Genomic DNA, 13,206 nt, shown 5'->3' with positions numbered 1-13,206 from the left:
AAACCCGGTCATTGACCGGGTTTTTTCGTTTGGAGCCTGCGGTTTCGGTCAGCGGCGTTCGATGGTGAATCGGCTGCCTGCCACGCCCAGGTCCCACCCCTTGCCGGTGCCGGCCAGGGCCAGTGAGACGTCGCCCTTGGTGACCACCTGCGCGCTGCTGGATTTGTCGGCGCCGGCGTGCGCCTCCACCGACGCGTACGAGCCGATCAGGTCGTTGAGCGAATAGGCACCACTGAATCTGCCCTTGCCGTCGGTGATCTTCGACTTGCCCACGGTGAGGCCGCCGCCCTTGACGGTGATCTTGACCGGAATACGCGCGCCGTTGTCGCAGGTGATGGTGCCGGTACCGGAGGCGGTCTTGTAGAACACCGACCACCCAGCCAGGTTGTACTGCAGTTCGCAGTCGATGTTGCCGGCCGCCTGGGCGGCCGGAACCGCGCCCAGGCTGGCCAGCCCGATCAGAACCAGGAAACGCTTCTTCATTGCGGTGACCCCATGCCGGTGGATGATGAGGCCGAATCTAGCTCATTTGGCGGGCTCCTCGTCCAGGCGGCGGTTCATCGTTTCAGCGGTCAGCAAGGTAGACGCCAGCTTGCGCACGTCGCCATCCGTCAGCAGCGTGTCGCGCGCCTTGGACACCGTCTTCAGGCTGGACTTGTCCGGCCGCGCGCCCATCGCATAGCGATAGAAGCCGCTGGCCAGGCACATCATCGCCTCACGGTTGTCCGCTACGTGCTCGGCGATGCCGCGCACATCGTCAATGTGGTCCACCCAGTTGCCACCGGAGGTGTCGATGAACGGCCCGGAGGCATCGATGGGCACCTCCTGGTCGGTGTAGCCCTCGTTGATGCCCAGCTCGGTATCGCGCAGTTTCGCGAGCTGGTCGAAGTGCTCCATCGACGCGCCGGTGTCGTTGAAGAACTTGTGGCAGGTCCAGCAGGTGCCTTCCGATGCGGTCGGGCCGGTGTTGATATGCCATTTCTCGCGCTCGCCAATCGGCCGATCCGGATACGGATCCGGGTCGGGACGGATCGCGTTGGATGCGAATGTCTGGCAGAAGAGGCTGTTGCGGATCACGAATCCGCGCATTACCAGCGAGGTCGAGTGGTTGTTCGCATACTTGACCGGGAACAGACCGGCGTTCAGCACGCCACCGCGCCAGTGCGCCTGCTCGGCCGAAAGCGTGATCTTCTTCAGTGCGCTGTCGGTGACCCCGCCGATTTCATAATGGCTGGCCAGCGCCTCGTTGAGGTAGGTATAGCCCGGATTGAACGCTTCGCGGACGGTACCGGAGCCGTCGTGGAAGTTGTCCTCCAGGGTCATCCTGAACTCATCGCGCATCGCCGAAATCATCGAGGCGTCCAGCCCGGGACGCGGCGATACCGGAATGCCCGGGGCCAGCCCCGCGTAGAACGAGAAGAACCGGGTCAGCTGCTGCGCCGCGCGCGGGTCGGCAAGCATGCCGTCGATCACCGCCTGCACCTGCGGTTCCGTCTCCAGTTCGCCATTGCCCGCCTTGTCCAGCAGCGCGGCATCCGGCGTGGTGCCCAGCAACGTGAACGACAAGGCCGTGGCCCGCTCATACGGGGTCAGGGTGAACAGCGCATCGTCCGCGTCCTTGGTGCCCATCTCCGAACGGTACAGGAAATACGGCGAGGCCAGCATCGCCAGCGCCACGCCCCGTGCGCCACCCTCCGGCTCGCCGTACACGGTTTCGTAGCGGGTTTTCTCCGTGGCGGACAACGGGCGCCGGAACAGCTCGCGCCCGAGGTTCGCCACGAAATCGGCCGCCGTGCTGCCAAAGCGCGTGGCCAGCGCGGCCTCGTCGATCGCGCCGCCCACCTTCAACGAGGTGTCGTAGTACTTGCGCACGTCCTCGGCGGTGAAGGTGCTGGCAATGGCCTCGACCGGGTAGATGAAGTCCGGGCCGTCGGCCTTGTTGTCGGGCAGGTCTTCCGGATCCACCGTCACCCCCAGCACGTCGTGCACCGCGTTCGCATACTCGGTGCGGGCCAGCATGCGCAGCTGGCGCGGACCGGCCTGCGGACCGGGGTTGCTGTATTCGCGCCAGACCGTGTTCACCAGGTAATCCGAAATTTCAGACGCGCAGACGCCATCGCAGTGGGTGCCGTTGGCGGTCATGTTGGTGGTCATGCCGATGATCTTCTCTTTCAGCGCATCGACGTTCTCCACCCAGCGCATCGCCTTGACCGGGTCGTTCCAGCTGGTGGCGGAGTGGCAGCCCACGCAGCCGTTGGGGTCGTCCAGCAGCACCTGCTTGCCCAGGTCCTCCACCACCGTGTAGGCGGTGGTGCGGGTCATCGGCGCGGTGTCGTAGTCCACCTGGATGCGTTCGCGCATCGGCTCGGGGTAGGCCGTTTCGGTGTATGGGTAATGCACCACGTAGTCCCCATACTCCAGCGCCACCTTGGCCTCGCCACCCCAGGCCACGTCCACCGGCACCCAGCCCTGGTTGCCCTTGCGCAGCTGCACCTGCCAGGTCTCGGCCAGGGCGCCGGCCGGCTTGGCCGGGGCCTGCAGGGTGAGCTCGACATTGACCTCGGGCCGTTCGATGTAGGCGGCAGCGACCTCGGCGTCCGGCGCCCCTGCGCCGAGCGTGGCCTGCATCTCACGCTGTTCGGGCACCCACTCGTCGAACGGCTTCCATTCCACCTTGTAGTCGCCGTGTGGCAGGCCGTTGAGCACCAGCCTCTTGCCCCAGGCCAGGCCGAAATCGCGACGATCCCCGTCCGGGCCGGTCAGGAAGCCGACCACCTGCTGGCCGGCAACGTCCGCAGAGGGCGCGGCCGGCGCCCTCAGTGTCAGCGTGGTGGCCGGCAGTCCGTCGGTGACATACGTGAGCCGATAGATGTTGCCCGAGATGTCGTCGCTGACCAGCAGCGAGCCGTCCGGCATCGGCAGGAACTCCACGGGGCTGCCAATACAGCCGTTCTCCTGCATGCAGCCCGAGGGCGTGGTCGGGCCGGTGCCGCGCCAGCCCTGCACCAGCGGAATGGACGCTTCCACCGTGTCTCCCTCCAGCGTGAACACCGTGATGTTCATGCCCGGGCGTTCGTCGCTGCCCTTGCTGTGCACAGCGGCCAGCAGGTACTGGCGTCCGCGCTGCGGCGCGTAGGTCTTCCAGAAGCGGATGCCCAGCGGCGCGAAGTTGCTGCCGAAGTCGAACGCGGGCGGCGAGAAGTGCAGCGTGTTGATGTCGGAAGGTGCCTTGTCGCTGAGGATCGCCCCCTGCGGAATCCGCAGCGCGTCGAGCTCTTCGCGGCGCTCCCACTCCGAGTCGGTGATGCCGACGGTGTCGCGGCCGAAGACGTACGGTGCCCCGTAGTGGCGCGGCGCGCGCATCATGTTGAACACGTTCAATTCATCGGGATTGTCGAAGCCGTCGCGGTTGTTGTCGCCCGACCAGACCGTCCCGGTGGCCGGCTGCCAGTCCATGCCGACCGCGTTGCGTATGCCGCGCGCCAGCACTTCGGACGCGCCGGTGGCCGGGTTGACGCGCAGGATGGTGCCGTAGCGCGTGTCCTTGGTGGTGATGCAGACGTTGCACGGAATGCCCACGTCCGTGTAGATCCATTCGTCGGTGGGATCGAAGGTGTTGAAGTGCAGCGAGTGCTTCTGGTGGTACCACCGCCACGGCGGCACGTCCGGCATCGGGAAGGCAGTGTCGTCGGCCGGGAATTTCCAGACCTCGGTGCCGATCAGCGCACCGGTGCGGTACTTGCTGTCGATGTCGTCGATGCGCCGCAGGCTGCCGCTGGTGGCGAAGTACAAAGTGCCGTTGCGGTACGCCACGCCGTGCGGCTCTTCCAGTCCGGTACCGATCACGTACGTGGCCGCAGTGCCGGTCTTCTGCGCGTTCAATTCCAGCGCGTACAGCACCTGGGCACGGCGATTGGCGGTGCTGCCCTCGCCCACCGGCACGTCCGCCCAGTGCGGAATGGCACTGCTGCCGACGTACAGCACGGTGCCCGCGTCGTTGAGCGCCATCTGCCGCGGTTGGTCCAGGCCCGAGGCGAACAGTTCGACCTTGATCCCCGGCAAGCCTTTCAGGCGCGCCACGTCCGGCAACCGGCGAAAGCGCGGTTTGAAGATGACGTTCTGGCCGGACGGCTCGGTGATCCGGAGGATGCGGCCGGTATCCATCGGTGCGCCGACGCCGTTGCTGTCCAGGATCAGCACATAGTTGCACTGCTTCAGGTCGTCGATGACAACGGTCTGGCCCCAGCTGCCCTGGATCGGGTGGACGTCCTCGCCGCACTGAAGCTTGCCGGTGATCTCGCCGGTGGCCCCACCGGTGCCATATTCGATCCCGGCCGGCAGTTCCAGGGTTATCCGGTTCCCCTGTGGGTCGGGATCCGGATCGGGAGCCATGCAGGCGCCCAGGTGCGTCCAGGTCTCCTTCCAGTGGCCGTCACTCGAGCCATCCGGCTCGTAGGCCTCCTGGTTACACCAGCCCGCAGCAATGGTGCACTGGTAACGCTGCCCCAGGTTCTGCACGGTGTCGCCGACAACGTAACCGCTGTCCGGTGCCCACTGGGGGTCATCGCAGGCCATCCTGACCGAACCGGACCCGCCCTCCTCCCGGCGGCATCCACCCAACGCAAGCGCCATCATCAGCGCAACCACCGCGATCCCGGCTTTCATCGGAGGTCCCCACTGTGTGAATTCGACCCCCGTTGAATTCATACCGCACGCCGCACCCGTAACCCGTCAAGGCACTTAGCCGATGCCTCTGAAAATCCCACTTATCGGCGTGTTGAGCCCGTAATCGCACTGCACGCCCATCGACTGCGCCACCGTCGCCCATATCCGCTCGATACTGACCTTCTTGCCCATGTAGTCCTCTCTGTCGCCCTGATCCCCGGCATGCAGGAAGCGACCGGTGTTGCTGTTGCCTACGTTCAAGCCATGCGACTTGATGCCACCGATCATCACCATCGGCAGGTCATGACTGGTCTCGGGCCGGCCGTCGGCCAACTCACTGGTGACCACCACCAGGGTGTGGTCCAGCAGCGAATCCTCGGGGACGTCCGGATCCTGGTGGCGCGCCAGATCGTCCAGCAGTGCCTTCAGACGGTTCACGTACCAGATCCGCGACTGCTGCCACAGGATGCGCTTTTCCACCGGACCGCTGCCGCGATTCAGATGCGCAGCCTCATGCGCGTTGTCGGTGAACTTCGGTCCGGTGCCGTCGCCGTAAGGGTCGAAGTAGATTGCCTGGTTTTCCGAACTGGCACCGATCTGGAAGGTCGCCACCCGCGTCGCACCGCAGGCCATTGCCGTCGCCAGTACGCTTGACGTGGCAGCCAGCACCTCGGCCCTTCGGCTGTAATCCGGGAGCCACGCCTCATCGAACTCGGGCAGTGCGGGATCGCAGCCGGGACCCGGCTCCACCGGGCCGCTGTCCAGATCGTTCTGCACCTGCTCAATGGCATCCAGGTGCGACTCCAGCTTCTGCCGCTCGCGTGGGGACATGCCTTCCCTCAGCTCGCGCAGATCTGCCAGAGCCGGGTCGAACACATGCTTTCCACCGCTGCGGCTGCGGCCGGCCTGGTCCGGGAACAGGCTCGCGAACAGTCGGTGCGGATTGCTTTGCATGTCCCTGATCGACGTGCCTCCACCGGAGTAGGAGACCCGAAAATTGGGGTTATGCGTGATATGTCCACAGAACACCGCCTTCTGCGTGGCCGTATAGTTCGGAAGGCCCTGCCCGATGATGTGGTCGATGCTGGCGTGCTTCATTTCGCCATCGCGCAGAATGCTGGTCCACCCGTTATGTGCGATGAAGTTCTCACGTAGCGCGGCACCGCGGATGTACAACGAGCGTGATCGATAGGCCTCCAGCTCGCTGCTCACCATAGCCAGCAAGGGATTCTCAACATCGAGCCCGGGAAAACGATAACTTTCCTTACCCTCTTCCCCATTCCAGGGGTGCCAGAGTTGGCGGTCAGCCGGATCGGCCGGCTCGTGACCTGGCTCCGTGCCATCCGTCTGCATGGTCCCCAGCCCATCGGCCAGGATCGCAAACACCACCTTGGGCTTGCCGCCCTGCAGCGCACCCTTCAACTCACGACCGTCGACCGCCCAGCGCGCCAGCGATGCACGATTGAGGTAATACGCGCCTGCGCCCAAGGCGCCCAGGCCGCCTGCGGCAGCAAGCCCCAGCAATAATCTACGGCGGGAAATTGAGATGCTCATCGGGCGTTCTCCTGCTCCACCCTGCAGGAAATAACCACTGCGGTGTACAGGTTCTCAAACGCCGACGGAATGGCCGCTGCGCAGGTCTTCATGGGAGGTCCCCAACGTGAATTCGACCCCCGTTGAATTCAAATTCCACTGGCCGTGCACCGGCGCAATGGAATTGGCCGCAGGTTGCGCCCGGTCCTATTAAGACCGGGTGAAGTCAGCCCTGCAGGTTGGGACCACCCAGGGTGAACGCATCGGCATCGAGCATCGCCGGGAAGCGTGCGCGGTGCGCGGCCAGTGCCGCAGCCGATACCGTGGTGGTCACCACCTGTTCGCTGTTGCGAACTTCCAGTTGTGGCTGGCCCAGGAAATCGATCACCGCGCTGTCGCCGTCGTACTGCAGCTCGTTGCCGTCCACGCCGACGCGGTTCACCGCGGCCACGTAGCACAGGTTTTCAATCGCGCGCGCACGCAGCAGCGTGCGCCACGGATACGCACGCGCCGAGGGCCAGTTGGCCACGAAGATCTGCAGGTCGAAGTCCAGGTCATCGGCGCGTTCGACGTTGTAGCGGTTGCGGCAGAACACCGGGAAACGCAGGTCGTAGCAGACCAGCGGATTGATCCGCCAGCCCTTCCATTCCACGGTAAGGCGTTCGCTGCCCGCGGCATAGCGCAGGTGCTCGTCGCCGTAACGGAACAGGTGGCGCTTGTCGTAGTACTGCAGTCCGCCGTCCGGGGTGGCCCACAGCAGGCGGTTGTACACGCCCTCGCCTACCCGCAGCTGCACGCTGCCGGTCACTGCCGCACCCAGCCTGGCGGCCTGTTCGCGGATCCAGGCCACGGTCGGGCCGTCCATGCCTTCGGCACGGAAGATCGCGTCGTTGGAGAACCCACTGGTGAAGGTCTCCGGCAGGATCACCACATCGGTCTGGCCTGCCAGCGGCGCCAGCAGCGCGGCGTAGTGTTCGCGGTTGCCTTCCGGGTCGTGCCAGCGCGTGTTGCCCTGGACCAGGGTGATGCGCAGGTCGGGGCGGAGCTCGGCGGTCATCAGAGCACCTTCAGGCGTTCGATCGCCGCGTCCATGGTGGCATCGTTCTTGGCAAAGCACAGTCGCACGATGCGCTGGCCCTGCGGCGGCGTTTCATAGAACGGCGACAGCGGAATCGCGGCCACGCCCTTTTCGATGGTCAGCCACTTCACGAACTCATGGTCCGGCAGGTCGCTGACGTCCGAATAGTCGACCAGCTGGAAGTATCCGCCCGGCACCGGCAACGGCTTCAGGCGGGTGCCCAGCAGCTGCTCGCGGAAGCGGTCGCGCTTGGCCTGGTAGAACGCGCCCAGTTCCAGGTGGTGTTCCGGTTCGTCGCGGATCATCGCGGCGAACCCGTACTGGGCCGGGCCAAAGCTGGTGAAGGTGTTGTACTGGTGCACCTTGCGGAACTCGGCGCTCAGCGCCGGCGGCGCCACCGCGTAGCCGATCTTCCAGCCGGTGCAGTGGTAGGTCTTGCCGAAGCTGGAGATGACGAAGGTGCGCTCGCGCAGTTCCGGGTAGCGCAGCGCCGACTCGTGGCGGCGGCCGTCGTAGATGATGTGTTCGTACACTTCATCGGAGATCAGGTAGATGCCGGTGCCGCGCAGCAGGTCGATGATGGCCTGCATGTCGTCGGCGTCGAGCATCGCGCCGGACGGGTTGTGCGGGGTGTTGACCATCAGCAGGCGGGTCTTCGGGGTGATCGCCGCGCGCACGCGGTCCCAGTCGACGCGGAAGCTCTGCGGGTCCAGCGGCACGTGCACGGCACGCGCGCCGGCCAGGTCGATGGCCGGCTCGTAGCAGTCGTAGGCCGGGTCCAGCACGATCACTTCCTCGCCCGGGCGCACCACCGCGTGGATGGCGTTGAAGATCGCCTCGGTGGCGCCGCTGGTGACGGTGATTTCGGTGTCCGGATCGACCTGCGCGCCGTACAGGTCCAGCGACTTCTGCGCGATGGCCTGGCGCAGCGGCGCCACCCCGGTCATCGGCGGGTACTGGTTCAGCCCGCCCTGCATGGCCTTGATGGTTTCATCGATGAGCCGCTGCGGCGCGGAGAAGTCCGGGAAGCCCTGGCCCAGGTTCACGGCGCCGTGCTCGGCGGCCAGCTGGGACATCACGGTGAAAATGGTGGTGCCCACCTTGGGCAGCTTGGTCTGGATGGTCATTCGGACAGTCTAAACCGTACACTGGCGGGCATGCTCAATTCCCCGAATACCCCGCCGTTGCTGGTTGCCTCCGGCCTCGCCTTCAGCCGCAACGATGAACCGGTGTTCGGACCGCTCGACCTGCAGGTCGATGCAGGCGAGGCGCTGCTGGTGCAGGGCGACAACGGCGCCGGCAAGACCACCCTGCTGCGGGTGCTGGCCGGGCTGCTGCGGCCCGGCAGCGGGCAGATCCAGATCGACGGGCGCCCGGCCGGGCGTGCCGAGCGGGCCCGGTTCGTGGCCTACCTGAGCCACCTGCCCGGCCTGAAGCCGGACCTGGACACGCTGGAGAACCTGAACTTCCTGTGCGGCCTGCACGGTCGCCGCGCGCGGCAGATGCCCGGCAACGCGCTGGCCATCGTGGGCTTGGCCGGGTACGAGAACACTCTGGTGCGGCAGCTCTCGGCAGGCCAGAAGCGACGGCTGGCGCTGGCCCGGATCTGGCTGTCCCCGGCCCCGCTGTGGCTGCTGGACGAGCCGTACGCCAATCTCGACCTGGATGGGATCAACCTGGTGAACCGGATGATTTCCGCGCACCTGCGCGGTGGTGGCGCGGCATTGGTGACCACCCATGGGGCGTATGCGGCGCCGCCGGTGCGGACGCGCTTGATCCAGCTGGGAGCGGCCGGGCAGCTTGCGGGCGATGACACGGCCGGGCAGAGCCCGGCGCAGCGGGAGGAAGCATGATCGCGCCGGGTACCCAGCCGGGCCTGTGGCAGACCGCGCGCGCCTTGGCCGTGCGCGACCTGCGCCTGCTGTGGCGTCGCCGTGGCGATGCGCTGCAGCCATTGCTGTTCGCGCTGCTGGTGGTGGTGCTGTTCGCACTCGCGCTGGGCCGCGACCCGCCGCTGATGGCCAGGGTGGCCGCCGCCGTGCTGTGGCTGGCCGTGCTGCTGGCCGGGCAGCTGGCGCTGGACAGCCTGTTCCGCAGCGATGCCGAAGACGGCTCGCTCGAACAATGGCTGCTGGCGCCGGTGCCGCTGGCCTGGCTGGTGCTGGTACGGGTGCTGGTGCACTGGGCCACCACCGCCCTGCCGATGATCGTGGTGAGCCCGCTTCTTGCCGAAATGCTGCATCTGCCACATGACCAATTGCCGATACTGCTGGCATCGTTGCTGCTCGGCACGCCGCTGCTCAGCCTGATCGGCGGCGTGGTTGCGGGGCTGACGGTGAGCATTCGGCGCTCTGGTATTCTCGTTGCGCTGCTTGCATTGCCGCTGTTCGTACCGGTGCTGGTGTTTGGTGCAGGCAGCGTGGCCGCCGCCGCGCGCGGACAGGATCCGGTCGGCGCGCTGCTGCTGCTCGGTGCCGGGCTGGTGGTCGCGCTGGTTCTGGCACCCTTGGCCACCGCCGCTGCGATACGGATTTCGTTGAGTTGAGTTGTGTTTGCCGGTTCATAGCCCTCCGCTGGATAGCCATCGCCGCATGAATGCCCTCGTTCGCTGGTTCCATCAACTCGGTTCACCGCCTACTTTCGACCGCTTCGCCTCGCGCTGGTCGCGGGTGTTCTACCTCGCTGCGATCCCGGTGCTGCTGATCGGCATGTGGCAGGGGCTGTGGGTGGTACCGGCCGAGCAGAACCAGAACGACGCCTTCCGCATCATCTACATCCATGTGCCCAGCGCGTGGATGAGCCTGTTCGTGTTCGCGCTGATGGCGCTGTATTCGGCCATCGCACTGGTCTGGCGGATCAAGATCTGCGAGATCCTGGCGATGGCCTGCGCGCCGATGGGCGCCGGCTTCACCCTGATCACCCTGCTCACCGGCAGCATCTGGGGCAAGGGCACCTGGGGCACCTGGTGGGACTGGGACCCGCGCATGACCAGCGAGCTGATCCTGCTGTTCCTGTACCTGGGCGTGATCGGCCTGTACCACGCCATTGAAGACCGCCGCAGCGCCGCGCGCGCGGCGGGCCTGCTGGCCATCGTCGGCGTGGGCCTGCTGCCGATCATCCGCTATTCGGTGGACTGGTGGGGCGGCCTGCACCAGCGCCAGTCGATCAATGTGTTCGGCAACAACGCAGTGCGTTCGGAACTGATCGCGCCCCTGTGGTGGATGGTGGTGGCTACCAAACTGTGGTTCGTCGGCTCGCTGCTGGGCAAGGCCCGCGGCGACAATCTCGCACGCGAGGCCGGCAAGGCCTGGGTAGCCGAACGCCTCGGCACTGCCGAAGGCACCGCACTGCAGGAGCCGTCCCGATGACCCATGTGCCCTTCCTGATCGCCGCTTACGCGGTGTTCGTGCTGGTCCTGGCCGCCGACCTTCTGGGTTCGCGGCTGCGCCTGCGCGCGGCGCGCAAGCAGGCCCTGCAACGCCAGCAGCGGCAGCAGGCGCGCGACAGTCGCGGTACGACCGCCCCGTTGGGCACGGAGCTGAGCCGATGACCCCGGTGCAACGGCGCCGGCTGGTGTGGGTGCTGCTGGTGCTGCTCGCCTCCGGGCTGGCCACCACGCTGGTGGCCTTCGCGCTCCAGCGCAACATCGCCTACCTGTACACGCCCTCGGAGGTGCTGCGCGGCGAACACGGCACGCAGTCGAATTTCCGCCTCGGCGGGATGGTGGTCAAAGGCTCGTTCCAGCGCGCGGAAGGCTCGCTGGACGCGCACTTCGTGGTCACCGACGGCGACGCCACCCTGCCGGTGAGCACCTCGCGGATCCTGCCGGACATGTTCCGCGAAGATTCTGCCGTGGTGGCCATGGGTCGCCTGCAGGATGGCGTGTTCGTCGCTGACGAAGTGCTGGCCAAGCACGACGAGAACTACATTCCCAAGGAAGTGGCCGACAAGATGGGCAAGGCGCACACCAAGCACGACGTGCCGATGCCCGCCGTGGAGACCCGCTGAGTGCTGCCGGAACTGGGGCAGGTATTGCTGCTGTGCGCACTGCTGGCCGCCCTGCTGCAGGCGGTACTGCCGCTGTGGGGCGCGCAGCGCGGGCAGGCCGCGTGGATGGCGGTGGCCCGCCCGGCCGCCTTCGCTCAGCTGGTGCTGATCGCCGGCGCGTTCGCCCTCCTCACCGTCGCCTTCGTGCAGCAGGATTTCTCGGTGGCCTATGTGGCCGAGAATTCCAACAGCCTGCTGCCGCTGGCGTACCGCTATTCGGCGGTGTGGGGCGCGCACGAGGGCTCGCTGCTGCTATGGGTGCTGGTGCTGGCGCTGTGGGGTGGCGCGGTCGCGCTATGGTCCAAGCGCCTGCCCGACACCGTGCGTGCGCGCGTGCTCGGGGTGATGGGCGTCATCAGCCTGGGCTTCATCGCCTTCCTGTTCTTCACCTCCAACCCGTTCGCGCGCCTGCTGCCGGCACCGCTGGAAGGGCGTGACCTCAACCCGCTGCTGCAGGACCCCGGGCTGATCATCCACCCGCCGATGCTGTACGTGGGTTACGTAGGCTTTGCGGTGCCGTTCGCGTTCGCTATCGCCGCCCTGCTCGACGGCCGCGTGGATGCACGCTGGCTGCGCTGGACCCGGCCGTGGACCAACGTGGCCTGGGGCTTTCTCACCCTCGGCATCGCACTGGGCAGCTGGTGGGCGTATTACGAACTGGGCTGGGGCGGCTGGTGGTTCTGGGACCCGGTTGAAAATGCGAGCTTCATGCCGTGGCTGGCCGGTGCGGCATTGATCCATTCGCAGGCCGTGACCGAAAAGCGCGGCAGCTTCGCCAGCTGGACCCTGCTGCTGGCCATCGCCGCGTTCGCGCTGTCGCTGCTCGGCGCGTTCCTGGTGCGCTCGGGCGTGCTGACCAGCGTGCATTCGTTTGCGGCCGATCCCTCGCGCGGCGCCTTCATCCTGGTGTTCCTTGCCCTGGTGGTCGGCGCGGCGCTGCTGCTGTACGCGTTGCGCGCCGGTGCACTGGGCAGCGACGATCCGCGCAGGGGCTTCATGCCCACCTCGCGCGAAACCCTGCTGCTGGCCAACAACCTGCTGCTGGCCGGGGCCTGCGCGATGGTGCTGCTGGGCACCCTGTACCCGCTGCTGGCCGACGCGCTGGGACTGGGCAAAGTCTCAGTGGGACCGCCCTACTTCGGCACGCTGTTCATCGTATTGATGGCGCCGCTGGTGGCGCTGCTGCCGTTCGGGCCGCTGGTCAACTGGCAGCGCGACCAGGCCTCGAAACGACTGGCGCTGCTCGCGCCGTGGGCCGTGTTTGCCCTGCTGCTCGGCGTGCTGGCCTGGTTCATGGCCCCGCAGGGCAAGCTGAAAGCCGCTGCAGGTGTTGCGGCGGCGGCCTGGGTTGCATTCGGCACTGCACGCTTTGTGTGGACGCGTCTGCGCGGCAACGGCCGCTTCAACGCGGAAATGGTCGGCATGCTGCTCGCGCACAGCGGCGTGGCGGTGTTCCTGGTCGGCGCGTTGCTGGTGGAAGCATTGAACGTGCAGCGCGAAGTCGCGCTGGCGCCCGGCCAGACCCTGGAAGTGAGTGGCTACACCCTGCGCTTCGAGGGCGTGGACCACCAGCAGGGCCCCAACTACGTGGCCGACCGTGGCCATGTGCGCGTGCTGCACGGGGGCCGCGAGCTGGCCCTGCTGCACCCGGAAAAACGCGCCTATGCCAGCGGCGGCCAGGTAATGACCGAAGCCGGCATCCATGCGCGCGTGCGCGGCGACGTCTACGTGGCGCTGGGCGAGCCACTGGGCAACAATGCCTGGGCTGTCCGCGTCCATGTCAAACCGTTCGTGCGCTGGGTCTGGTTCGGTGCCCTGCTGATGGCACTGGGTGGCTTCGTCACCGCCGCCGACCGCCGTTTCCGTCGTTTCCAGGAGTAGTT

Annotated in this window: 11 protein-coding genes; 6 read left to right on the top strand and 5 right to left on the bottom strand. The window is 66.6% G+C overall.

All coding sequences use genetic code 11. From position 1 onward, the window contains the following. Window positions 1-48 precede the first annotated feature (48 nt). The 5 genes from C2U58_RS04055 to C2U58_RS04035 all read right to left on the bottom strand — a co-directional run bounded on the left by C2U58_RS04055 (window position 49) and on the right by C2U58_RS04035 (window position 8,403). Window positions 49-483, bottom strand: a complete 435-nt coding sequence (locus tag C2U58_RS04055) for a hypothetical protein (protein WP_102944649.1) — start codon at window positions 481-483, stop codon at window positions 49-51. A gap of 42 nt (window positions 484-525) precedes the next feature. Beyond that, on the bottom strand, window positions 526-4,665 hold the full coding sequence (locus C2U58_RS04050; protein ID WP_102944648.1) for a DUF1592 domain-containing protein: 4,140 nt from the start codon (window positions 4,663-4,665) through the stop codon (window positions 526-528). Window positions 4,666-4,740: 75 nt separating this feature from the next. After that, window positions 4,741-6,219 carry a DUF1552 domain-containing protein gene (locus tag C2U58_RS04045; RefSeq protein ID WP_102944647.1) on the bottom strand — a complete coding sequence of 493 codons (1,479 nt, stop codon included), beginning with the start codon at window positions 6,217-6,219 and terminating at the stop codon, window positions 4,741-4,743. 205 nt (window positions 6,220-6,424) lie between these two features. Beyond that, window positions 6,425-7,255 (bottom strand): amidohydrolase, encoded by an 831-nt coding sequence (locus tag C2U58_RS04040; protein WP_102944646.1) that lies wholly within the window; start codon window positions 7,253-7,255, stop codon window positions 6,425-6,427. After that, window positions 7,255-8,403 (bottom strand): pyridoxal phosphate-dependent aminotransferase, encoded by a 1,149-nt coding sequence (locus C2U58_RS04035; protein WP_102944645.1) that lies wholly within the window; start codon window positions 8,401-8,403, stop codon window positions 7,255-7,257. Before C2U58_RS04035 ends, C2U58_RS04040 begins: the two co-directional genes overlap by 1 nt. 30 nt (window positions 8,404-8,433) lie before the next feature. Between C2U58_RS04035 and ccmA the strand changes: the two genes are divergently transcribed. From ccmA to C2U58_RS04005, 6 genes are read left to right on the top strand one after another with little or no spacing between them, the layout of a single operon-like run. Further along, window positions 8,434-9,129: a heme ABC exporter ATP-binding protein CcmA gene (gene ccmA, locus C2U58_RS04030; protein ID WP_102944644.1), complete on the top strand. Its 696-nt coding sequence runs from the start codon at window positions 8,434-8,436 to the stop codon at window positions 9,127-9,129. Further along, on the top strand, window positions 9,126-9,821 hold the full coding sequence (ccmB, locus tag C2U58_RS04025) for a heme exporter protein CcmB (protein ID WP_102944643.1): 696 nt from the start codon (window positions 9,126-9,128) through the stop codon (window positions 9,819-9,821). Before ccmA ends, ccmB begins: the two co-directional genes overlap by 4 nt. 46 nt (window positions 9,822-9,867) lie before the next feature. After that, window positions 9,868-10,644, top strand: coding sequence for a heme ABC transporter permease CcmC (ccmC, locus tag C2U58_RS04020; RefSeq protein ID WP_102944642.1), 777 nt, complete (start codon window positions 9,868-9,870; stop codon window positions 10,642-10,644). Then, window positions 10,641-10,826 carry a heme exporter protein CcmD gene (ccmD, locus tag C2U58_RS04015; protein WP_102944641.1) on the top strand — a complete coding sequence of 62 codons (186 nt, stop codon included), beginning with the start codon at window positions 10,641-10,643 and terminating at the stop codon, window positions 10,824-10,826. The genes ccmC and ccmD overlap by 4 nt, the downstream gene beginning before the upstream one ends. Further along, window positions 10,823-11,284, top strand: a complete 462-nt coding sequence (ccmE, locus tag C2U58_RS04010; RefSeq protein WP_070208419.1) for a cytochrome c maturation protein CcmE — start codon at window positions 10,823-10,825, stop codon at window positions 11,282-11,284. Before ccmD ends, ccmE begins: the two co-directional genes overlap by 4 nt. Next, window positions 11,285-13,204 (top strand): heme lyase CcmF/NrfE family subunit, encoded by a 1,920-nt coding sequence (locus tag C2U58_RS04005; RefSeq protein ID WP_102944640.1) that lies wholly within the window; start codon window positions 11,285-11,287, stop codon window positions 13,202-13,204. Window positions 13,205-13,206: the final 2 nt, after the last annotated feature.

Origin of the sequence: Stenotrophomonas sp. VV52, assembly GCF_002893095.1 — a bacterium.
Classification (GTDB): Bacteria; Pseudomonadota; Gammaproteobacteria; order Xanthomonadales; family Xanthomonadaceae; genus Stenotrophomonas; species Stenotrophomonas aracearum.
This window is presented reverse-complemented; position numbering and strand designations above follow the sequence as displayed.